Genomic DNA, 23,013 nt, shown 5'->3' with positions numbered 1-23,013 from the left:
TTATCTTTAGTTGAGTTTGAATATATCGGTCGCTCCTATTCATAGTTTGCGATCGATTATTCAGCAAGCCCTAATTATGAAATGGAACCGAAAAATAAAAAATAAAGGTAACTTAGTTAATGCAGTTTAGATGTTTGACAGCTTATACTTGTTTTATAATTGAAATATGTGTAAAATTTTTATTTTTGTAAACACCCCATTATATAATAATGTACAATAAGATTAGGGGAAAAGTCAAGTAGAGACGGAAAAAATATAAAATTTTTTTTAATTAATTAAAAACTTAACAAACATAAATAAATTTCCACTTCCCAAACTTAAACAAATCCAAGTGTATTGCAAATATATAACTGGCCCAGCAGTATGGATGATTTAATGTTCAGAAACTTTGTGAGAGTTATCAAAAATACGTAAGGTGCGCCCGGCGCACCTCACAATAATCCCAAGCGCTAGAGGAAAAACCCCCCTTGGAATAGGTAGAAATTTAAACAGGTTCTAACTGAGAAATTACCTTTTCCATGTGTTGGGCAACTTGGCTTTCTTTTTCCACAGAATTAGTTTCCATGTAAACGCGCATTAGGGGTTCGGTTCCCGAAGGCCGCAGCAGTACCCAGCCGCCGTCTTCAAGATAAAGTTTAATCCCGTCTTTGCGGCCGATTTCCTTAACGCCGATACCCGCTATTTCCGTCGGGGGATTCTTGGTAAAAGAGTCCAAAACGGCTGCTTTGTGGGCGTCATCTAGGTGCAAGTCTAAGCGTTTGTTGTACAGGGGGCCGTCGGCTTCTTTAATGGCTTCTTCGACTAGCTGAGAAAGCGGTTTGCCTTCATAGGCGATCGCCTCAGCAACTAGCATATCAGCCAAAATCCCGTCTTTTTCGGGAATGTGACCCAAAACGCTCAAACCGCCAGATTCTTCTCCACCGATGAGTACGGCAGTTTCCCGCATTTTTTCGCCGATGTATTTAAAACCGACTGCGGTTTCGTAGATTGTTAAACCGTACTTGGCGGCCAAATTGTCCAGCAAGTGGGTAGTTGCGACTGTACGGACGATCGCCCCAGTCAATCCTTTATTCTTAACCAAGTGACGCGCCAGCAGCAACAGTACAGTATTTGGAGTCAAGACATTTCCCAACTCGTCAACAATACCAAAGCGATCGCTGTCGCCATCGGTAGCTAAACCCAAATCCGCCGAATCCTTCTTAACAGCTTCCACCAACTCAACTAACTGTTCCCCCTTGGGTTCGGGCATTCCGCCCCCAAACAGCACGTCCCGGTAGGTATGAAAACTTTCGACATCGCAGCCGCAGTGTTCCAAAACGCCGTCGAGATAGCCGCGAGAAGTCGAGTAGAGAGCGTCGTACTTCACCTTCAATTTCGCAGAGCGAATCCGCTCCACATCGATCAAAGTATAAAGAAACTTCAGATATTCGGGTTTCGGGTCAAAACTGGAGATTTTATCGTTGTGGCTGCCTTTGGCTGGGGCATCAGAAGCACCAGCAATATTTGCCACAATTGTATCAGTAATTTCCGGGGTGGCCGGACCCGCGTAGTCGGGGATGTATTTGATGCCGCAGTAAGGTGCGGGATTGTGCGAAGCCGTGAACATCAGGGCTCCTGCGGAGTTTAGATGCTTGGCGCTGTAGGCGATGACTGGTGTGGGGCAATCTCGATCGACCACTTTCACAGTCCATCCCAAATCTGCCAATACTTCAGCCGACGTGCGGGCGAACTCGTCTGCCAGAAAGCGGGTATCGTAGGAGACTAGAACTGGGCGGTCTTTGGTGTAAGCGGTTTCTAGGTAACTGGCGATCGCCCTGGTGACTTTTCGCACGTTGGCAAAAGTAAAGTCATGGGCAATCAGTCCCCGCCACCCATCGGTTCCGAACTTAATTTCAGTTGAATTGCTGCTAGCGCTCATTTTATCCACTTCCTCTCGTCCTACTAATCCTACCCGAAGCCATAGCCTTAAAGACGTACCGGCCGTGCTGTTTGTGAGGATTGATCGCCCGTGGGGCCCGCATCAACCTAATCCTATCGTTGTAGAGACAGGCTTCGGCCTCCGGCAGAGGACTCAAAAAACTCAGAGTTGGCAAAATGTGGGAGTGATCGGGCTAGTCAGTCGCTAATTCCGGTTGTGAAGGGTCGTTGCCGATCAAATCGACGACGATCTATTGCGGGCGATTCCCTACGGGATAGCTTCGCTTCACGGGGAAGCTAAAAAACTGATCGCAAAAACCTTGCTGGCAATAGCATTAACGAAATGCACATAAATCTGATTCTCATTTCACACTTAATTCTTTCTCTATAAAAGCCCATAGTTGAACTTGTTAGGGTTTCCTAACAATCGCCAGGCTCAAAATACATTTCTAATTTAGCTAGGGAAATAAATTAACAAAAGTCACCGCTCATCGTGCTTTAGCCTAGCTTCATTAAGAAATTAGGGCGATCTACCAAAGCGCTTCAAAACAAAGATAAAGTATTTCAAGTATCAGTTTTTTTGAGGCAGACTTGACTTTAATTCTCAGCTTCTAAGACAAATTAAATTTATTTACAGACCTCTTTATAGGTGAAAAACATAAATTAGGATCGCGATCACAGGGTGATGGTGATCGATCGCACAATAAATAACGTTATTAACGTGCAACTTATAAAAGATGCAGGCAGTCGAGCCAAATGGCTTATAGCTTTAAGCGTAATGGCTGATGACTGTCAGCGTAACAAATGCAGAAAATTGTAGTTAACAACGTTAAAAATTAGGAGAATCGACCGGGTGCGACTTAATAAAAAAACGAGGTTTATCATGACGGGTATTTCACAAATATCTTCAAAATCTTTACCAGCAGCAGACCAACTTCAACAGGGCGCAAGTCAGGCGTCCCAAGGTATTACCGGACTGGACACAGAAAAACTCCCAAAAGCTAAAGGTGTCAGCGTTTCTTCCTTCGCAGTTAGCTGGGCAAAAAAATATTACAGTACAGTTGCGACACGAGAGAACCAAGCGCCACGCCAAATTCTCCCAAGGCTCGATTTAACTAATTTTGAGGGAAATAGAGCTCCAATCGTTGACAAATTGACAGATACCCTGAAATTAGCCAGCGAGATAGCTTGGAGTAGAGTAGAAGCTCTTTTAGGGAAACAAATAGAGCGCCACGCGATCGCTCCTAGTTTAATTAATTCTTTAGAAATTGCCGCCGACACTCGCACTTTATATCGGAAAGCAATAGACGCTTATGCGGATAGAGAACCTGTTTTCCGCTTGTCAGTGCTGGTGGGAAAAGATATTATCAAAGTGAGGCGAAAATACTCACAGACAGATTCGTTAGTGCTGGGATTTGTGACAATGCAGTTTCAATACACTAGCAAAATTTTGTTAGGATGCCTTTCGGAGTCAGAGCGAGCGGAATTTGCGCCATACTTAAAAGTTGTAGACGACTACCTGCACATTCCTTACGGAGAGATTAACGAGGCTGCGGCGAATCAGCCCCCGAATTCAAAAGCTCTATTAGCTGTTCAGCATTTATTGCAGCACACGACTCAGATTGCTAGTGCAGTGTACGATCGAGCTAGTTCACAGCATCAAGGATACCGCAGCAGCAGCGGGTATTTGAGCGATCGGGAAATAAAAATTTCTGGTATCCGGGATGTCGAGATTTTTCAAAGCTATTTGTGCTGGTGCGTTTTGGAAGGTAGCATTCACCCGGTACAGCAAGAATTGTTTCCAATTTGCGTGATGTTGTACCCGAAACTTCATGTATGTTGGGAGTTAGTGCAGGATATGCTGCTGATTTTGTTTTGGGAAATATGCGAGCGGCTTCCTGCTGAAGATTTAACGGTATTTGTACCTTACTTGCGTACTTTGACAGAGATGTTTTCCAGGGATGTGTTTGATAATTAGGTAATTGCTAATTGGTAATGGTTTCAAAATTTACCAGTTGCCTATTTAAAACTAAAAGCTGCGACTGCCAAAGATCCCCAACCAACAATAAAAGCAACTCCCCCCAGTGGCGTAATTGCACCCAGCCATTTGATGTCGCTCAAACTCAGGGCGTACAAACTGCCTGAAAAGATGATAGTGCCGGCCATAAAAGCCCATCCAGACACTGCAAAAAAGGTTTGAGACTCTTGGGCGCGGCTCAAGAGTAAAGCGACGAGTAATAGAGCTAGGGCATGGTACATTTGATAGCGGGCGCCGGTTTCAAAAATGGTTAAAGCTCGATCGCTCAATTGATTTTTCAAAGCGTGGGAGGCGAAAGCACCGCCTGCAACGGATAAACCTCCGAATAATGCTGCGGCTGCTATAAAAATGCGAATTAAAATTAGCGTATACATAATATTTATTGAATTGGGAAGAAGGAAGTTCGGCAACGGATTCTGTAACGGATGTCAGTCCGATGTCCGTCGGAAGAAGGAGGAGAGAAAAACATCTAATTGTTGATATCGAATGTGCGCGGTGCGTGCCTTACTTGTCATTACGAGCATCCCCGAAGCAATCGCATAGTAGAGATGTTCACTGGCCTAACTCTGGGAAGGTAAGGTGCGCGGGGCGCACCCTAGGCTGATGATAAATTAGCTTTTTTGCAGATAGATATTTTTAACCTATTTCCGCACAGCTTCCAGCAAGCGAGAATAGTAAAAGCTAGTGCTATTCATGGCTGTTCTGTTAACAACAAAGCCGTTGCTTTCTAGGATTTTGATAATATCTGCTTCGCGGTGCTGGTAAGCGCGAGTAGTTTTGCTCGGGCCGGGGAAAAGTTCGCCAAATTTTTTGAGGGCGGTGAGTGCTAAAGTTTTGGGGGCAAAACTGAGAATTAGTCGCGATTCGGCGATCGAACTTAGGTGAGCAATCATTTCTGCAGCCTTATTTTGAGGATAATGGATTAGCACATCCAAACAAATCACTGTGTGGAATTTGCCGGTTAAAGCTTCCAAATCTTGGGCGGCGAAGGAGATGTTGTAGAGCTTGCCGGGAACTGCTGTCGATCGCTCGTAAGCTTCTGCTACCATCTTTTCAGAGATATCGCTAGCGCAAACAATTGCCCCAGCGTCAGCCAGAGGAATGCTCAGAGAGCCTACACCGCAACCGGCATCGCAGACACAAAGCCCGGGTAAATTGCCGTCAGCTTGCAGCCATTCGATGACTGTATCCACCGTTTTCTGGTGGCCGGTGCGGATGTCTAGCTGAACTTTATTGACTTGGCCGTCGCCGTAAATTCGCTGCCAGCGATCGAATCCCGTCGAGTTAAAATACTGTCTAACTATAGTCTTGTCGTCTACCAAATTCATCGATCTGCCTGCTGCTGAGTTATTGCCAACGGTTAGATATTATATAGCAATCCGGTTCCGAAAACGCGCAACTTGCAACCATCGATTTTAGATTGGCGATTTGAGATATTTGATGAAAACGGCACATCTCAAATCTCAAATCAATCGGGCAATACCAGTTCGCCGATTCCCACTTTTTCAATTCTTTAATCTAAAATGGTATAACAGGCTAAAAGAGTCGATGCCAAGTCAATTCCTTTGTCGCCGCATTTAAATTCCAGCGCAACAATTGAGTGGCAGATTTGCCAATAATTCCCGAAATTCCGATCGCCCTTCTCGGAGATTCAGTTGCCAGGGCGATCGCACTTTCGGCATCGCAAATCCCCCACTCCACCAAATTCTGAACTCCCGCCAACAGTGGCAGAGTTGTACCCGCCAAAGTAGCAGATTCCAGGGCCGAGTGGTAATCTAATCTTACCCAAGCTGTACCTTTTCTGACTTCAATTTGTCGGGAATCCCAAGGATAAACACCGTCAGGCAAACCCAAAGGAGCCAAAGCATCGCTCACTAAAAAAACGCCTTTTTGATACCTACCAGCGCGTAGCAAAAAATCAATCATTGTCGGAGAAACGTGCTTCCCGTCAGCAATTAAACCGCATTTTACGCCCGGATAAACAATCGCCGCTCCCAACAAACCCGGTTCTCGGTGGTGCAAACTCGGCATCGCATTAAAAGCGTGAGTTACCATTGAAGCTCCCCGCTCAAATGCTTGTTGGGCTTGCTCTGCCGTCGCTTGGGAGTGTCCGAGACTGACGGCAATTCCCAAACTTTGCAAATAGGGAATGACTTCGCCAGTGCTGTCTAACTCCGGCGCTAAAGTAATTATTTTGACAATATCACCCCAATCTCCTAAAACTTTTTTGACATTTTCTATAGTTAGCGGTAATAAAAACTCAACTGGGTGAGCTCCTCGCTTCTGGGGGTTGAGAAAAGGGCCTTCGAGGTGAACACCGAGAATTTCCGCTGTTTTGGGTTGAATTGTTGCAGGAGCAACGTTTTGTACAGTGCGGATATAATCAGCTATAGTTGAGAGCGATCGCCTAAACTTGTCCAGCGAAGTTGTAACCAAAGTCGGCAAAAAAGCATCGACTCCCTGATTCCACAAAAATTGACAAATTTTCGGCAACATTTCAATATGCTTGCTTTCTAAATCGGGAAAAGCAAAACCGAGGGCGCCGTTAATCTGCAAGTCAACACCGCCTAGAGAAAGCCAATCGCCTGCTACATCAAGCACTTGCCAATCGGGAGGACAAATCCGTTTAAATACGGCGTCCATTGGCCAAACTTCTTGAATGATGCCCGTTTCGTCAACAGCAAGCATCTGCAAATCCTTGCAACCGGGGAGGCGAACATTGAGAATATCTGTGCGGGCGGCAGTTGGGGTTGTGGCTTCAGTCATCCGATTTTAGATTTTAGATTTTAGATTTTAGATTTTAGATTTAATATTCGCTACGGATAAATCCGGTGGCTGGCGATCAGGAGGGGGAGCTTTTTACTTTTTGCTGGCTCCTGGGCTGCTCTGACGGGGGCTTGTGGCCAAATTGCTTTTAAGGGTCAGTTTTGGTACAAAATATCTAAATTTGAGTTAACGCAATCATTTAAAATTAGCATTTATCTGAAATCTCAAAGCTGAAAATTTTATGAATCAAGCGACAGTTGGAATTATCATGGGTAGCGATTCGGATTTGCCAACCATGAAAGATGCGATCGCAGTTTGCGAAGAATTCAGTGTTGCTTGCTCCGTGGCGATCGTCTCGGCGCACCGTACCCCTGATCGCATGGTGGAATACGCCCAAACCGCGCACCAACGAGGCTTGAAAGTCATTATCGCAGGTGCTGGGGGAGCAGCGCACCTCCCAGGTATGGTAGCATCTTTAACGCCCTTGCCAGTAATTGGCGTGCCGGTACCGAGCCGCCACCTACAAGGGGTAGATTCGCTGTACTCGATCGTGCAAATGCCAGCCGGGATACCCGTAGCAACAGTGGGGATCGGCAACGCTAAGAATGCTGGCTTGCTGGCAGTTCAGATATTAGCAGTTTCCCAGCCAGAGTTGCTAGAGCTAGTCCTGGATTACCGCAAAACTTTGTCGGAATCTGTCATGAAAAAACAAACTCAGCTAGAAGAGTTAGGCTATCAAAACTATCTCAATCTAAATAAATAATCTCTAAACTTTTGTAGTAAAATTGGAAAGTTTTCCGAATATTGCTGAGCTTACTAGCCGTAAAGAGGGTGAAAGTGATTAAAATGACTGTCGGAAAGAAAAAGTCGAAACAAGTCAGGCGGGAGTCTTTAAATTTGCCAGCAGCTAACTTTTTGACCAAAGTTAACAGGTTCAAAAAATTACAAAGGACGATCGCCCGCCTCAGTCCCAGTTGGCAAGCCTGCATACCAATAGCAGCAATCATCGTCTTGGTTTGGGGATATGCGGCGGTAGCCCAAACCCCTCCCAGGCCGACCACCGAGGAACAATTAGCAAGCCTTAAAGTGGGCATGGATACCATGTGGGTCATGGTGGCGGCGATGCTAGTGTTCTTTATGAACGCCGGTTTCGGTATGTTGGAAACCGGTTTTTGCCGTCAGAAAAATGCCGTTAACGTGTTGTCAAAAAACTTGATTGTTTTTGCGCTTTCTACGATCGCATTTTGGGCGATCGGCTTTGCATTAATGTTCAGCAACGGCAACGGTTTTATCGGCAGCAGTGGCGGATTTTTTCTGTGGAATGTAGCGGACAACAGCCCCGCCACAGGAGACGCTTATCAAGGCATTTTCAGCGCATTAAACTGGACGGGAGTGCCTCTAAACGCTAAATTCTTTTTCCAATTAGTTTTTGCCGGAACTGCTGCCACGATCGTTTCTGGAGCAGTTGCAGAGCGAGTTAAATTCCTTGACTTCTTAATTTTCAGCTTGCTGCTAGTAGGCATTGCTTACCCAATTACCGGACACTGGATTTGGGGCGGCGGCTGGCTGGCAGACGCAGGCTTCCGGGATTTTGCCGGTTCGACAGTGGTTCACTCGGTAGGCGGTTGGGCGGCTTTGATGGGAGCGGCATTTTTGGGGCCGCGAATCGGCAAGTACCGCGACGGCGATACTGTGGCGATGCCGGGACACAATATGAGCATTGCCACCCTGGGCTGTTTGATTCTGTGGTTGGGCTGGTTCGGGTTCAATCCCGGTTCGACAATGGCAGTCGATGCAAATGCGATCGCCCACATTGCGATCACCACCAACACTGCCGGTGCCTTCGGGGGAGTTGCTGCAACCATTACTGCTTGGCTGTACCTGGGCAAACCCGACCTTTCGATGATTATCAACGGCATCCTCGCCGGCTTAGTCGCGATAACAGCGGGCTGCGCTTGGATCAACGTACCCAACTCTGCCATTATCGGCACGATCGCCGGTATCCTGGTAGTTTTCGCGGTAACTTTCTTCGACAACTTGAAAATTGACGACCCTGTAGGGGCAACTTCAGTTCACTTAGTCTGCGGCATCTGGGGAACTCTGGCAGTTGGCTTGTTTGCGGACGGGCCTGGAACGGGAATTTATACCGACGCCTTCCCGAAAGCGGGATTGCTTGTGGGCGGAGGTTTCGGTCAACTCTGGGCGCAGTTGGTCGGCATTATCTCTGTAGGCGGGATGACCGTGCTGCTGAGTACGATTTTTTGGCTGGCACTCAAAGCTTTGTTGGGTATCCGCGTTTCTGCTTTAGAGGAGGCTGAAGGTTTGGATATCGGCGAACACGGGATGGAAGCTTACAACGGGTTTGTGAAGGAAACGAGCTTGGACAACAGAATTGAGGGTGGCTACGGCGGTTATGCTGGGGGTTCTGGGGGGAGGACTACAAAACTGTAGAGTGTGCGCTCGATCGACCAATTCAGCTTTCGTGTCCTAGATTAGCTATTTAAGTAACCGGACAGAATTAATTACATCAAGACTTTTGAATAGGCAAGGTTTTTAGGCGGTATTTGGGGTAATTAATTGTGTCCAACTACTTATCAGCTAATTCACGCCTTTATTCAGAAAAACCACAATGTGAAATCCGCCTACTTATGGCTGTCTATCGTTGTGCTCGCGTTTCAATCTTCAATGCGAACGCGGGCATAATTTTATTTTTAGTTTTCGATTGCATGAGATGTGCGCCGATAATTGGTAATTGGTAATTTAGAATCTGTAACTAATGAACTTTGCAAGCTGGTGTATTGATTAGAGTTTACCGGCAATTGCTTTAAGTTCTTCAACGACGCGTTTGTTCTTGGGATTCCTGCTGCCATCAAGGCGGGCGGAGACAACAGTGATTATTTCTAGTATATCTTTAACTAAATCCTCGTCACAGCTAGTATTTTCGGTTTGATTTATAATCACTACCTCTGTCCCAAAGTGTTCGCACAAATTAAAAATTAGTTCCCAACCAAATCTCAGCAGTCTGTCTTTGTGAGTTAATACCAACCTTTCTACTTGATTGTCTGCGATCGCCCGAATTAGATGCTGTAAACCCCCCTTACTGTAATTAACCCCAGAACCCACATCATCAATGATTTGGAATTGCCAGCCGTGAGATGCACAAAACAATTCCAAAACTTGTTTTTGTCTGTCTAAATCATCTTTTTGGTCGTGGCTGCTAACCCGAGCGTAAGCTATGGTTAAAGCGCCGTTGGGTTTTAAGCCGAGAAGATGAGCTAGGTCATACCGTCTGTGACCGTTAGCCGTGCGTTCCGGTATTAGCTTGCCTTCGGCTTCCCACCTGCGTAAGGTGGAAGCGCTCACACCTTTAATTTTGGCTGCTTCAGTTATAGTTAATTTTTTCATTTTTGGATTTTAGCATCAGAACTGAGTAAGTTCGATCACTTTTAGATATATTTTTGTGCAGTGCTGCAGCTTTGACAAATCCGATTGCGGTGCCAGAAAGTTTGGTAGGCAGATTTTTTATGGTAAAGTAGTGCTAAAAAGCAAAGTTCTGCATCGCCGCCCTTGCCCAACACAGCACAGTGCTGGATTCTTACAAGAATTGAGGCTTTAATTGAGCGGTAAAATTTGATGCAGCAATCAGTGCAAATTATTCGGTGTGAGGCCTGCAAATAGCTTGAGTTTATGGAGAAGTTTGGCGGAGGTAGCAGAAGTAGAACTCATAAATCCCTCTTAGGGATGGAAGTTAGCCGATCGAAAGCTGTTCCGGTTTGGGCTTTGCTATCTTTGGTGACGAATGGGGTACTGATATTCACAGTGGCTCAATTACTGCTGCGGGGACACAACTGGGCAGAAAGCTTCCGGGCGAGTGTTGCGGTGATAGCAGAAGGCGCCCAGGAACAAATTGACCAACCGGCTACCTCTGCAAAGCCAGTGCTAGACGTGCCCGTTCCAGGACCGCGACATAAATGGACTTACCAGCAGTGGGTGACGCAGTTGGGTCGGGAAGCTGAGGCGGCCGCGGCGAATCGACCCTCCAGACTGACTGTTTTGGCTGGGGATTCTCTGAGTATGTGGTTTCCGACGAAGCTGTTACCGGTCGATCGAATTTGGCTGAATCAAGGGATTTCGGGGGAGACTTCCGTGGGTTTGCTGAAGCGGTTGCAGTTGTTCGATCGAACTGTTCCGGATACGGTGTTTGTGATGATCGGGATTAACGATTTGTTGCGGGGGGCCAGCGACGAAGGGATTTTGGACAACCAGCGGCAGATTATTCGCGATTTGCGGTGGGCTCACCCCCAAGCACAAGTGGTTGTGCAGTCGATTTTGCCGCACAGTGGCGAACAAGCTACTTGGGAAAATCGCGATCGGCTGTTGGCGATTCCTAACAGTCGGATTCGGGCAATAAATCGGCGACTCAAAGATATTGCTAGTTCTGAAAATGTTTTGTATCTGGATTTGTACCCGCTGTTTGCGGATGCTGACGGCAATTTGCCAACCGAACTCAGCACAGACGGCTTGCACCTTAACGATCAAGGTTATCTGGTTTGGCGATCGGCCCTGCAACTGTTCGATCAGATGCAGTTGAAAAATTAGTCATTAGTTATTAGTCATTAGTTAGAAAAAAGATGAACGAGGAAGTCCTATTCTCCCCAAATCTCCCCCTCTCCTCGTCCCACTCTCCGCCTCCCACTCTCCCCAACTCAAAAATCTCCCCCTCTCCTCCACTCGCCCTCCCCAAACACTCTGGTGTCACGGGCTATGTCAAGTAGCGACCTATAGATTAAGAAATATGATAGTTAGCTATTTAGTATAGTGTGATACAGAATTTCTGTTTGTACAAATGGTGCAATCCAGAAGGCATAGACCATTGGATAGATAGTTGATGAATTGAGATGAGTCCGGCTATACCAAGTCGGGGGTTGAGGATTGGGGAATTATCTATTGAAGATTTGTTCCGCTAAAACAGGGACTTAAAACCAAAGAACTATTGCATCTAAAATCCTCGCATCTAAAATCGGCTCGGTCTTCCCTGAAAATTGCTGAGTATGAGAAGGTACAACTAACGTGATCAAAAAAAGTTTAACGATCGGCATCATCGCACTGTGGCTGTTAAGCGTACCGCTGACGGACAATGCCTTAGCTCAAGCTGCTGATGCTGCGGCTGCTGCTGTGGCGCCGCCGAATCCGATCGACAGTGGCGATACGGCCTGGATGTTGGTCTCCTCAGCACTGGTATTGCTGATGACACCGGGGCTGGCCTTTTTCTACGGGGGACTGGTGCGATCGCGCAACGTCCTCAACACCATGATGATGAGCTTAGTCATGATGGGACTGATCGGCGTCACCTGGACGCTGTGGGGTTATAGTTTGGCTTTTGATGTCACGCCCAGCAACCTCAATGATAAAGGGTTTGCCCAAGGGATCGAAACCTTCATCGGCGGTTTCGACTGGATGTTCTTGAACAACGTCACGGCGGACAAACCAGATCCGATCGGCTACGCACCCACAATACCCCACCAAGTCTTCATGGTGTACCAGATGATGTTCGCCATCATCACTCCAGCCTTGATTTCCGGGGCGATCGTCGAACGGGTAACATTTAAAACCTATTTCTGGTTCGTGCTGCTGTGGTCTACCTTCATCTACTCTCCTTTAGCCCACTGGGTTTGGGGTAAAGGCTGGCTGGGGGCGATCGGAGCTTTAGACTTTGCCGGCGGCACAGTCGTGCACATCAGTTCCGGCGTTTCTGCAGTTGTCGCAGCGTGGGTAATCGGGCCCCGCAAAGACCACTTGAACAAGCCCCACACCCCCCACAACGTACCCTACGTCTTGCTGGGAATTGGGCTGCTGTGGTTTGGCTGGTTTGGTTTCAACGGCGGTAGTGCTTTGGGATCTGGTTCTTTAGCAACAGTGGCTTTTGTCACCACAATGATTGCTACAGCAGCCGGCGGTTTAACTTGGACAATTATCGAATGGGTACTCAGAGGCAAACCGACAGCAGTGGGAATTGCTAGCGGTTTCCTAGCGGGATTGGTGGGCATCACACCTGCGGCTGGATTCGTGCTTCCAGTGGGAGCGCTTTTGATCGGATCGATCACTTCGGTTGCCTGCTTCTTCGCCGTTAGTTTCCGGGCTAAGCTGGGATTTGACGACTCTTTGGATACCTTCCCGATTCACGGCGTCGGCGGGACTGTGGGCGCGATTCTGACAGGTGTGTTTGCGACTAAAGCCGTTAACGCTGCCGGAAATGACGGGCTGTTTGCCGGGAATCCGGGGCTAATCGGCACCCAGTTGGTAGGCGTTCTAGCTACTTACCTGTTTGCGGCTGTGGGCACTTTTGTGATCCTGAAAATTTTAGGGCAGTTTATGGAACTGCGAGTGCCGTCATCTGCTGAAGACCAAGGTTTGGATATCGGCCAGCATGGGGAAGAAGCTTACGGTGAGGATTTTGCCGGCGGTTTCAGTTCGTTTGAATCCAGTTCTCCTTTTGCGCCGAAGAAGGTTTGAAAATATCCTAAGACTGACGCACTCAAGCCTGTGAAACCCGGTTTCTTTGTAGATTTATCGGCTCCCAAGCAGATTTTTCTAATAAACCGGGTTTCTTTGCCGGATTTGGCGCCGAAGAAGGTTTGAAGCTAGGATTTGCAGTCAGAGTCAAAAATACTTGTGTAGCCCCGTTTTGCCGTTGTTGCAGGCGGGGTTTTCAAATTTGAGATAGGAATTCTCCAATGGTTCTAAAATCAAAGGTAATTAACCTAGATTTCAACTCGATACCGCATGGATACTAAAGCTTTTAAACGATCGCTCCAACAGTCTGAAAACTACCACCGCAAGGGTTTCGGACACGAAGCTGAGGTAGCTGGCGTGATGCAGACGGCTTATCAAAGCAGTCTGATCCAGCAAATTCGCGACAATAATTACAGGCTGGAACGCGGCGCAGTCACGATCCGGCTGGCTGAGGCTTTTGGCTTTTGCTGGGGGGTGGAACGCGCTGTAGCTATTGCTTACGAGACTCGCCAGCATTTCCCAACCGAACGAATTTGGATTACTAATGAGATTATTCACAATCCCTCTGTAAATCAGCATTTGCGGGATATGGAAGTTGGTTTTATTTCTGTTGAGAAGGGACAGAAAGATTTTTCGGTTGTCGATAGCGGCGATGTGGTAATTTTACCAGCTTTTGGGGCGAGCGTCCAAGAAATGCAGTTGCTTAATGAGAAGGGCTGCAAGATTGTTGATACTACTTGTCCTTGGGTTTCTAAGGTTTGGAATACTGTTGAGAAGCACAAGAAGAGGAATTATACTTCGATTATTCACGGTCAATACAAGCATGAGGAAACTGTTGCTACGAGTTCTTTTGCTGATAAGTATTTGATTGTGCTGAATTTGCAGGAAGCTGAATATGTCAGCAATTATATTTTGCATGGGGGCGACCGCGATGAGTTTATTGCTAAATTTAGCAAGGCTTATTCGGCTGGTTTTGACCCAGATGTTGATTTGGAAAGTGTGGGTATTGCTAACCAAACTACTATGCTCAAAACTGAGACAGAGAATATTGGCAAGTTGTTTGAAAAAACGATGATGCGGAAGTTTGGACCTGAGAATTTGAACGAGCATTTTCAGAGTTTTAATACTATCTGCGATGCGACTCAGGAACGCCAAGATGCTATGTTGAGTTTGGTTGAGGAAAAGTTAGATTTGATGCTGGTGATTGGGGGTTTTAATTCTTCTAATACTACGCATTTGCAGGAAATTGCGATCGACAAAACTGTTCCTTCTTATCACATTGATTGTGCGGAGCGTATTTTACCGGGAAATCGGATCGAACACAAGCCTTTGGGGGCAGATTTGGAGGTAGCTGAAGGTTGGCTACCGGATGGTAAAATTGTAGTCGGCGTGACTTCTGGTGCTTCTACGCCTGATAAGGTTGTTGAAGATGCGATCGATCGCATTTTCGCGATGAAAGCGGCTGCTGTTGTCTAATTATTATATTGTTTCGGCACTGCACTCGGAATCATAATTTTCTCAGTGCAGTGCGATCGTCTAAATCCTCAACAGAGTATCAACTCCAATTACTCTTCATTCCCTCTTGATGCTGAAAATTATCCGCGTTAACCTGCCTTTATCTGCGGTTAGTTTCCCTAGCAATTTCTCCCCTGCATCCCAAAATTATTTTTTTCACAAATCATGAAAAATCCGCCTTTTTTTTTGGGGAAAAAGCTTGACACTGGCCGCTTGACAAGGTATTATTTAATAATGGAAATATTGGCAAAATTTAAATTTATCTCACCACTTCCATTATCTAAAATATACCCCAAAAATCAACTTAAGTCAATAGGTAAAAACTCTTTTCTTTGCGCCGCGATTTGAAACTGTGAAAGCAGGATAATCGATGCAACAAAACATGGTGAATAAAGCTTTGTTAACCATCCTAGATTGTGTGGGGCCTGCCTGAATCACGAGAGGCAAGAGAGCGATTTCTTGCCTCTGGTTACTTAAGGGGATAGCAGGAATATCTACACTAAAATAGGAACAAGATCGATCGCACATTTGAGCCTTAAATTTATAGGCTTTGCCCGCCGGCCAGCGGGCGCCACAAATTCGCTTAGTCTGAATCCCGCTAAAATAAAGAAAAAAGCAGGACTCGCGTGCCGATCATTTCATGAAACAATCGCTGACTCCCCAAATTACCGTAGGTATCGGAATGGCCGTGGCGCTGCTGATTTTAAATGCGGCAACTTCCTACCGCAATACTCTCAAGTTAGTCGAAAACGAACGCTGGGTGAGCCATACTCACCAAGTTTTAACCGAACTCGAAGCCACGCTTTCTACCTTAAAAGATGCTGAAACCGGACAGCGCGGTTATTTGCTGACGGGAGAAGAACGGTATTTAGAACCGTATCACAGCGCGATCGCCCGCATCAACGAGCAAGTAGTCGGATTGCAGCAGCTAACCGCTGACAATAATCGGCAGCAACAGCGCATTCGCGACTTGAAAATTGCGATCGACTCTAAATTAGGCCAACTTGAAAAAACCATCAATCTGCGACGCCGACAAAACTTAGAAGCAGCCCTGCGGGAAGTAAAATCCGGTAGGGGAAGGCAAATAATGGGCAGCATTCGGCAGCAGATAGCCGCCATGACTGCCGAAGAAACTCAGCTATTGCAGCAGCGCGCCCGAGAATCTCAAGCGAGTGCTAATTTGACAATCCTGACTTTTACCGTTGCCGCTTTAGTAAATTTCCTGTTGATGCTGTTGGTTTACTATTTGGTGAAGCGCGATCGAACTTTGCGCGATCATGCCGAAATCAAGCAAAATCAACTGTTAGAACAGCTAGAAAACGATCGCCACTCCCTACAATTAACCGAAGAACGTTTCCGCCTCGCCATTCTCAACGCACCGCTGCCAATTATGCTGCACGCTGAAAACGGAGAAGTTTTGCAAATTAACTATGCTTGGACTGAACTCTCAGGCTACGAATACTCAGAAATTTCCACAATTGAAGATTGGACAGAAAAAGCTTACCACAGCCGCCAATCCCTAGTGCAAGCAGATATTGATCGGCTGCACCAATTAAACGCCCGCATTTCTGAAGGCGAATATATGATTGCCACAGCCAGCGGCGAAAGCCGAGTTTGGGACTTTTTTTCCGCACCTTTAGGCAAGCTTTCCGACGGCAGAAGTTTAGTAATTAGTACCGCCATTGACGTAACTGCGCGCAAACAAGCAGAAGCAGAAATTCGGATGCTCAACGCTACCTTAGAACGGCGAGTGGAACTCCGTACCAATCAACTTCAAGCAGCTAACGAAGAATTAGAAGCTTTCGCCTATACCGTTGCCCACGATTTGCGTGCTCCCCTGCGGGGAATGCAGGGATTGGCTGAAGCTTTATTAGAAGATTACCGTGACATCCTCGACGAACTTGGTCAAGAATACGCCCAGCAAATTGTTAATTCTGGGCAACAACTAGAAGAATTAATCCAAGATTTGCTAGCTTACAGCCGCCTGAGTCGCACTGATTTATCGCTGCAAGTTTTAGATTTAGAATCTGTTGTTGCCGAGGCAATTGCTATGCTAAAAGCTGACGCTAAATCCAGGCACGCTCAAATCAGTGTTCGATCGCCCTTGCCTGCGGTAATTGCCCACCGCGTTACTTTAGTGCAAGTAATCGCCAATCTGCTCACGAATGCTATAAAATTTGTGGAAGGCACACCACCCCAAGTGCAGATATGGGCTGAGGAACTTGAGCTGCCTCAAGAGGGAGAGACTGACAGCGATACAGCGGGAGAATTGGAAAGGAGAACTGTGGGACAGTGGGAACATTCCCAGTTACTGATGGCCAGTTGCCTATTGCCAGTCTGCATCATCCGTCTGTGGGTAGAAGACAACGGCATCGGTATTGCTCCGGAACATCAAAAACGCATTTTTCGGGTTTTTGAACGGCTGCACGGTATCGAATCTTACCCCGGAACTGGTATAGGATTAGCTATTGTAAAAAAAGGAGTCGATCGCATGGGCGGTCAAGTTGGAGTGGAATCTCAAGTAGGACAAGGCAGTCGATTTTGGATACAACTGAGGAAGCATGACCCAAACGCAGACGATTTTGCTGGTGGAAGATAACCCCGTTGATATTTTGTTGATGCAGCGGGCTTTTCGGAATGAGAATTTTGCTAATACTTCGCTGCAAATTGTCCGAGATGGAGATGCAGCGGTTTTTTATTTAAATGGTGACGGAGAGTACAGCGATCGCGATCGCTATCCTTTACCTGCGATAATTTTACTAGATTTGAAATTGCCTAGGCGATCCGGTCACGAGGTTCTGGTTTGGCTGAAGCAGCAGCCGGAACTCAAACGCTTGCCGGTGGTTATGCTTACTTCTTCTAGGCAAACACTTGATGTCAAGCGAGCTTACGATTTAGGGGTGAATTCTTATTTGGTTAAACCCATCGGGTTTGCTTCTCTATTGGAAATGATGCAGAGTTTTAGCGAGTATTGGCTCAACTATACCGAACTGCCGGAACCTAGAGAATTTTCGGGTTTGTAGTGGCGGTTCCCCGGTTTTTATTCCTCGTTTCCTCGTTACCAGACTCTTCCTGGTAACGAGGAAATTAAGTTTCTAGTCAGGAAGCCCGTCCTCTATCATCTTAAAGGGGCGATCTCCAACATTTTTATAAGCGATCGATCCGCAGTTTATCTGAGAGCCAAATTATCAATAGTTAAAGTGGTACACATTCTGGTAATTGACGATAACCCAACGGATCGCCTGCTCGTCAAACGCGAGTTAGAGCGGCAATTCTCGCAATTGCAAATAACGGAAATTGGCGACGATAGATTATTCGGGGAAGCACTGAATCGAGGCGGATTCCATCTGGTAATTACCGACTACCAACTACGCTGGACGAACGGTATAGATGTGCTTAAAACTATCAAAGCCCGTTATCCAGAATGCCCGATTGTAATGTTTACGAATACTGGCAACGAAGAAATTGCTGTAGAGGCGATGAAATCCGGATTGGACGACTATATTATCAAGTCGCCGAAGCACTACGTCCGCCTTTGCGTTGCGGTTCGCGGCGTACTCGATAGAGTGGCCGCCTGGAAACGAGTCGCCCGACTGGAAAATCAACTTAATTCTCTGCTAGAACGCTTAAATGTCGGAGTTTTTCGAGCGACTTCCGAGGGAAAGCTTTTGGAAAGCAATCAAGCTTTTTTGCACTTGTTTAATGCCAGCAATTTAGCAGATGTCCAAGGCATCTATCGGCAGCAATTGTTTTTGCAACCGCTAGATTCAGGGGAGTCTCGCTCTCAAAATCTCGAAATTACATTTCCTTTGGCAGACGGTCGAGTAAAATGGATTCGGTTTACTCAATATCTCTACAGCGCAGAAGGTGAAAGTACCATTGAGGGAGTGGTGGAAGATATTACCGAACTCAAGCAGGCTGAACTTGCTTTGCGCGAATTTAATGAAACTTTGGAAGATCGGGTGAGAGAGCGTACTGCTGAGTTAGAAGAAGTTAACGCACAGCTCGAATCGTTTACCTATTCAGTTTCTCACGACTTGCGCGCTCCTCTGCGGGGAATTTCGTTTTTTGCTGAAATGTTGCTCAAAGATAAAGTTAGGGACTTGGATGCTACCGCACAAGATTACTTGTACCGGATTGCGGACGCTGCCAGTCTGATGAATACTTTAATCGAAAATTTGCTAGAGTACAGCCGCCTCAGCAAAGCTAACTTGCCGCTAAAAGCAGTCTCTCTTGATTTAATTGTAGCTCGATCGATCGCGCAACTAGAGGCAGAAATTGCCCAAAAACAAGCTCGGATAACGGTTGTCGAACCGCTACCTGCGATGTTGGCACATCCTTCTACGCTGCTGCAAGTCTTGGCTAACTTGCTCTCCAATGCTATTAAATTCGTGCAGCCGGGGATAGCTCCCCAGGTGCGAGTTTATGCAGAAGCTGAGGATGAATATATATATCTTTGGGTAGAAGACAACGGCATTGGTATTGCCGAAAAATTTCAAGAAAGGATTTTTGGGTTGTTCGATCGCCTGCACGGTCAAGAAGTGTATCCAGGGACGGGAATCGGGCTGGCGATAGCGAAGAAAGGAGTCGATCTGATGGGCGGTGCGATCGGGCTGAAATCGACTGTGGGAAGCGGTACCCGATTTTGGGTAAAATTGCGAAAGTGCGATTGTTGAAGAAGGAAACTCGGCAATGGATTTTACAGATGAGGTTCCAGGGAAGAGGTTTTTAACAGCAATATTCTGCTGTAGCTGAAAGAATCAATTAACCCGCTTCCTCACACCACAACACATAATAAACAAGTAGTATACTGAGAGTTAACTGAGCTCTGGCACCGTTCCCGCCAGATCAGGCTGTCTGACCTGTTCTACAACAACTTAATTATTTTTTTTGTGGGCAGACCCTAAGATGCTGGTTAAGGATATTACAAGCTGTAAAATATAATAAAATACAAGCAAATACAATCTACTTATGTGCAAGCCTAATTAACCAGCCAAGTAAATATTCAAATTATCGAGATTGCTTAATAACATATTCTTAAATTAAAGAATGTTTGCGCCCCTACAAAAAGTAAAAGCCCAATGCTGTCAATTCTGTTAATCGACGACAACCCGAACGATCGCCTGATGATAGATCGAGAACTGAGGAAAACTTTTCCCGATTTAGAAATTAAATCGGTGATTGATATCCAAACTCTCGAACAAATCCTGAGCGCCGGGGGTTTTGACATAGTAATTACCGACTACCAACTGCACTGGAGCGACGGATTAACTATTCTCCACAAAGTTCAAAGCCGCTACCCAAATTGTCCGGTAATTATGTGTACGGACAGCGGTAGCGAACAAGTGGCAGTCGAAGCTATGAAAGCCGGTTTGAGCGATTACGTATTCAAAGGGCGGCACTTAAAGCGGCTGGCCGGGGCCGTGGGCGAAAGCTTGAAAAAACAGCAGTTGCGCGAGAACTACGCGAAAACGTCGGCGCAGTTGGCAATTTCGGAGGAAAGGCTGAGGTTGGCGATCGAAGCCTCGAAAATGGGAACTTGGGATTGGAATTTATTAAATGGCGAGGTCGTTTGGTCTGAGGGACACGAACTGTTATTGGGGTTGGAAAAAGGCAGTTTTGCAGGAACTTACGAAGCGTTTTTTGCCTGCATACACCCGGATGACCAGAGCTCGATCGCCCGGGCTGTTGCCTTTGCTTTAGAAAACAAAATAGAATACCAATACGAATTTAGAGTCATTTGGCCCGACGGCAGCTTGCACTGGATCGCGAGTAGGGGCAAGTTTTTTGATGATGATACGGGTAAATCGGTGCGATCGAGCGGCGTGGTTTGGGAGATTACCGAGCGCAAATTATCGATCGCGCGGGTGCAAGAAAGCGAGGAAAATTTGCGCTTTGCTCTAGAAGCAGCTAACATGATCGCTTTTACCTGGGATGTGGCATCGGGGGAAGTCCGCCGTTCGTCCAATGCCGAAACACAGATGGGTTTGGGCCCAGATAGCACCTGCGGTACTTTTGAGCAAAAAAAGAATGCGGTGCATCCAGAAGACCGGGAAAGCTTTTTGGCAGATTTGGATGCAGCACTCAGGGGTACGGGAGTTTACGAGTCGGAATACCGCAAAGTGCGACCCGACGGCTCAGTGATTTGGCTTCACGACAAAGGGCGGATGGTTTTTGACGCATCGGGTACACCCCTTCGGCTGTTCGGCGTGGCGATCGACATTACGGATCGCAAACAGTTAGAATACGATCGCTCGCGCGCCTTGATCCGCGAGCAGTCGTATTTACGGCGCCTGCAAAAGTTAACCTCCACGTCAGTTGCCATCAACTCCACACTGTCGGTAGGAGAAATACTTCAGTTAGCAGCAGATAGCGCCCGCCAAATTCTCGAAGTCCACCAGGTAGCGGTCAACCTCGACCCTGCCGCCACCTGGGATGCGGGAATTAGCAAGTTTTCCATGTCAGAAAAATACGCCGCGTGGCAAGATTACTGCGAAGAGCCAGACGGTACGGGCATTTACCAGCAAGTTTGCCAGCACCAACAGGCGATGCGGATGACTCAAACCGAGTTAGAGGCTCACCCGGCATGGCGGAAGTTCGGCAAGGCGGCGGGGAAGCACCCGCCGATGCGGGGCTGGCTGGCTGTACCGCTGACGACTCGGGACGGCAGAAATCTGGGATTGATTCAGTTGTCTGACAAGTCTGAGGGGGAGTTTGCCGAAGATGATGAAACTATTTTAATGCAGTTGGCTCAGGCGGTGTCGGGGGCGATCGACAATGCCCGACTTTACGAGGAATCTCAGCAGGCAAATCGCATGAAAGATGAGTTTTTGGCAACTCTTTCTCACGAGCTGCGATCGCCCTTAAACGCGATTTTGGGCTGGGCGCAACTGCTGCAGCAACGCAATTTCACTCCGGCTGCTACTGGGCGGGCTTTGTCCACTATTGAGCGAAATGCTAAATTGCAAACTCAATTGATTGATGATTTGCTGGATATTTCGAGAATTATTCGCGGCAAGTTGACTTTGAATCCTTGTGCGGTAAATCTGATTTCTCTGGTGGAAGGAGCGGTGAATACGGTGCGGTTGGCCGCCGATGCTAAGTCGATTGATTTGCGGTTTGGAATTGTAGATTTGGGCTTGGAGACTGCTGAATTTTCCGAACCAGGCGAGGTTTTTGGCAATCCTAAATCTCAGTTAAATCCGAAATTTTGGGTATCAGGAGACTCCGGCCGCTTGCAGCAAGTGATTTGGAATTTGCTGACGAATGCGATTAAGTTTACGCCGCGCGGGGGGCGAGTTGAAATCCGGCTTTCGAGAGTTGATTCGCAGGTTGAGCTGGCTGTTACCGACACGGGAATTGGGGTGGCTGCGAATTTTTTGCCTTACGTGTTTGAGTCTTTCCGCCAAGCGGATGCTACGATTACTCGCAATTATAGCGGTTTGGGGCTGGGTCTGGCGATCGTCCGGCAGTTGGTGGAACTCCACGGCGGCACGGTTTGGGCCCAGAGTCCGGGACTGGATATGGGATCGACTTTTACTTTCCGTCTCCCTTCGATGCAGGTAAATTCGATCCCCGACGAGGAAGTGCAGGTTTTGGCGGGCGCTGGTAATTTACTGGGAGTTAAGGTTTTGCTGGTTGATGACGAGGTTGATTCGCGGGAATTTATGAGGTTTGTCTTGGCAGATTCCGGGGCCACTGTTAGGGCTGCATCGTCTGCTGCTGAGGCGTTTGAGCTGGCTTCACAGTTTGGGCCGGATGTTTTGGTGAGCGATATCGGAATGCCGGAGGAAGACGGCTATTCGCTGCTACGAAGGCTGCGTTCTTTGAACACTCAGACAGGGAAATTTTGGGCGATCGCTTTGACGGCTTATGCTAGGGATGAAGACCGCAATCGTGCTTTTGCTGCGGGTTTTGACAGACATCTGTCTAAACCTGTGCAACCCGATGTGTTGGTAGAGACTATAGTCAAGTTGAGGCAGCAATGGCTAACAAATTAAAAAATTCAATTAATAATTGATAATTGGTAATTGAAATTGGGAATTGTGTTTGTAGTGACGACTTTAATCCTCGTAAAACTAGCTCGTACTTGCATTCCTCACTACCAATCTATAATACTGATTTTACCGGACACGAGCTGATAAACCCGACTGGATATCGACGAAAATCGCTCAACTGAGAAACATAAAAATTTGTATTTTTAAAACGCTTCAACTTCTTCTTGTGAGGCCTTGCTTCTAGCCTGCCGAAAATATGCAATTTCT

The 23,013-nt window shown here is 46.9% G+C and carries 15 protein-coding genes; 10 read left to right on the top strand and 5 right to left on the bottom strand.

Translation table 11 applies throughout. The features are described 5' to 3' along the window. Positions 1-484 precede the first annotated feature (484 nt). Positions 485-1,918: a phosphoglucomutase/phosphomannomutase family protein gene (locus tag QUA40_RS10765; protein ID WP_333125066.1), complete on the bottom strand. Its 1,434-nt coding sequence runs from the start codon at positions 1,916-1,918 to the stop codon at positions 485-487. Positions 1,919-2,800: 882 nt separating this feature from the next. Here QUA40_RS10765 and QUA40_RS10760 point away from each other — a divergent pair. Then, positions 2,801-3,895: a hypothetical protein gene (locus QUA40_RS10760; RefSeq protein ID WP_333125063.1), complete on the top strand. Its 1,095-nt coding sequence runs from the start codon at positions 2,801-2,803 to the stop codon at positions 3,893-3,895. 41 nt (positions 3,896-3,936) lie between these two features. Here QUA40_RS10760 and QUA40_RS10755 read toward each other — a convergent pair whose 3' ends face one another. The 3 genes from QUA40_RS10755 to nagA all read right to left on the bottom strand — a co-directional run bounded on the left by QUA40_RS10755 (position 3,937) and on the right by nagA (position 6,721). After that, positions 3,937-4,329 (bottom strand): DUF423 domain-containing protein, encoded by a 393-nt coding sequence (locus tag QUA40_RS10755; RefSeq protein ID WP_333125061.1) that lies wholly within the window; start codon positions 4,327-4,329, stop codon positions 3,937-3,939. Between the two features lie 267 nt (positions 4,330-4,596). Beyond that, entirely contained in the window at positions 4,597-5,283 is a 687-nt protein-coding gene (gene bchM / locus QUA40_RS10750) for a magnesium protoporphyrin IX methyltransferase (protein WP_333125058.1), read from the bottom strand. 208 nt (positions 5,284-5,491) lie between these two features. After that, positions 5,492-6,721: an N-acetylglucosamine-6-phosphate deacetylase gene (nagA, locus tag QUA40_RS10745; protein ID WP_333125057.1), complete on the bottom strand. Its 1,230-nt coding sequence runs from the start codon at positions 6,719-6,721 to the stop codon at positions 5,492-5,494. A gap of 241 nt (positions 6,722-6,962) precedes the next feature. On the opposite strand from nagA, the gene purE reads away from it, so the two are divergent. Together purE and QUA40_RS10735 are read left to right on the top strand one after the other, a co-directional pair. Further along, on the top strand, positions 6,963-7,484 hold the full coding sequence (gene purE, locus QUA40_RS10740) for a 5-(carboxyamino)imidazole ribonucleotide mutase (RefSeq protein ID WP_333125054.1): 522 nt from the start codon (positions 6,963-6,965) through the stop codon (positions 7,482-7,484). A gap of 83 nt (positions 7,485-7,567) precedes the next feature. Further along, positions 7,568-9,172, top strand: a complete 1,605-nt coding sequence (locus QUA40_RS10735) for an ammonium transporter (RefSeq protein WP_333125051.1) — start codon at positions 7,568-7,570, stop codon at positions 9,170-9,172. A 351-nt stretch (positions 9,173-9,523) separates the two neighbouring features. Here the strand turns inward: QUA40_RS10735 and QUA40_RS10730 are convergent, their stop codons facing one another. Further along, on the bottom strand, positions 9,524-10,126 hold the full coding sequence (locus QUA40_RS10730) for an IS607 family transposase (protein WP_333125049.1): 603 nt from the start codon (positions 10,124-10,126) through the stop codon (positions 9,524-9,526). Positions 10,127-10,408: 282 nt separating this feature from the next. On the opposite strand from QUA40_RS10730, the gene QUA40_RS10725 reads away from it, so the two are divergent. The 7 genes from QUA40_RS10725 to QUA40_RS10695 all read left to right on the top strand — a co-directional run bounded on the left by QUA40_RS10725 (position 10,409) and on the right by QUA40_RS10695 (position 22,749). Next, positions 10,409-11,320 (top strand): SGNH/GDSL hydrolase family protein, encoded by a 912-nt coding sequence (locus QUA40_RS10725; RefSeq protein WP_333125047.1) that lies wholly within the window; start codon positions 10,409-10,411, stop codon positions 11,318-11,320. 471 nt (positions 11,321-11,791) lie between these two features. Then, positions 11,792-13,234, top strand: coding sequence for an ammonium transporter (locus QUA40_RS10720; RefSeq protein WP_333125045.1), 1,443 nt, complete (start codon positions 11,792-11,794; stop codon positions 13,232-13,234). Between the two features lie 270 nt (positions 13,235-13,504). Beyond that, complete coding sequence (locus QUA40_RS10715) at positions 13,505-14,710, top strand: 4-hydroxy-3-methylbut-2-enyl diphosphate reductase (protein WP_333125042.1); 1,206 nt, start codon at positions 13,505-13,507, stop codon at positions 14,708-14,710. 679 nt (positions 14,711-15,389) lie between these two features. Then, positions 15,390-17,348: a CHASE3 domain-containing protein gene (locus QUA40_RS10710; protein WP_333125038.1), complete on the top strand. Its 1,959-nt coding sequence runs from the start codon at positions 15,390-15,392 to the stop codon at positions 17,346-17,348. Further along, a complete protein-coding gene (locus tag QUA40_RS10705) occupies positions 17,311-17,772 on the top strand; it encodes a response regulator (RefSeq protein WP_333125036.1) in 462 nt (153 codons plus the stop codon). Before QUA40_RS10710 ends, QUA40_RS10705 begins: the two co-directional genes overlap by 38 nt. A gap of 177 nt (positions 17,773-17,949) precedes the next feature. After that, positions 17,950-19,425 (top strand): ATP-binding protein, encoded by a 1,476-nt coding sequence (locus tag QUA40_RS10700; RefSeq protein ID WP_333125033.1) that lies wholly within the window; start codon positions 17,950-17,952, stop codon positions 19,423-19,425. A 405-nt stretch (positions 19,426-19,830) separates the two neighbouring features. Further along, complete coding sequence (locus tag QUA40_RS10695) at positions 19,831-22,749, top strand: response regulator (RefSeq protein ID WP_333125030.1); 2,919 nt, start codon at positions 19,831-19,833, stop codon at positions 22,747-22,749. The last annotated feature ends 264 nt before the right edge of the window (positions 22,750-23,013 follow it).

The sequence above is a fragment of the Microcoleus sp. Pol11C3 genome (assembly GCF_036701485.1).
Classification (GTDB): Bacteria; Cyanobacteriota; Cyanobacteriia; order Cyanobacteriales; family Microcoleaceae; genus Microcoleus.
This window is presented reverse-complemented; position numbering and strand designations above follow the sequence as displayed.

What these genes read in the sequence shown, in the direction of transcription:
- QUA40_RS10705 (WP_333125036.1), top strand. Translation starts at nt 17,311, where the DNA reads ATGACCCAAACGCAGACGATTTTGCTGGTGGAAGATAACCCCGTTGAT.
- QUA40_RS10730 (WP_333125049.1), bottom strand. Translation starts at nt 10,126, where the DNA reads ATGAAAAAATTAACTATAACTGAAGCAGCCAAAATTAAAGGTGTGAGC.
- QUA40_RS10765 (WP_333125066.1), bottom strand. Translation starts at nt 1,918, where the DNA reads ATGAGCGCTAGCAGCAATTCAACTGAAATTAAGTTCGGAACCGATGGG.
- nagA (WP_333125057.1), bottom strand. Translation starts at nt 6,721, where the DNA reads ATGACTGAAGCCACAACCCCAACTGCCGCCCGCACAGATATTCTCAAT.
- purE (WP_333125054.1), top strand. Translation starts at nt 6,963, where the DNA reads ATGAATCAAGCGACAGTTGGAATTATCATGGGTAGCGATTCGGATTTG.
- QUA40_RS10735 (WP_333125051.1), top strand. Translation starts at nt 7,568, where the DNA reads ATGACTGTCGGAAAGAAAAAGTCGAAACAAGTCAGGCGGGAGTCTTTA.
- QUA40_RS10755 (WP_333125061.1), bottom strand. Translation starts at nt 4,329, where the DNA reads ATGTATACGCTAATTTTAATTCGCATTTTTATAGCAGCCGCAGCATTA.
- QUA40_RS10710 (WP_333125038.1), top strand. Translation starts at nt 15,390, where the DNA reads ATGAAACAATCGCTGACTCCCCAAATTACCGTAGGTATCGGAATGGCC.
- QUA40_RS10760 (WP_333125063.1), top strand. Translation starts at nt 2,801, where the DNA reads ATGACGGGTATTTCACAAATATCTTCAAAATCTTTACCAGCAGCAGAC.
- QUA40_RS10715 (WP_333125042.1), top strand. Translation starts at nt 13,505, where the DNA reads ATGGATACTAAAGCTTTTAAACGATCGCTCCAACAGTCTGAAAACTAC.
- QUA40_RS10695 (WP_333125030.1), top strand. Translation starts at nt 19,831, where the DNA reads ATGCTGTCAATTCTGTTAATCGACGACAACCCGAACGATCGCCTGATG.
- bchM (WP_333125058.1), bottom strand. Translation starts at nt 5,283, where the DNA reads ATGAATTTGGTAGACGACAAGACTATAGTTAGACAGTATTTTAACTCG.
- QUA40_RS10725 (WP_333125047.1), top strand. Translation starts at nt 10,409, where the DNA reads ATGGAGAAGTTTGGCGGAGGTAGCAGAAGTAGAACTCATAAATCCCTC.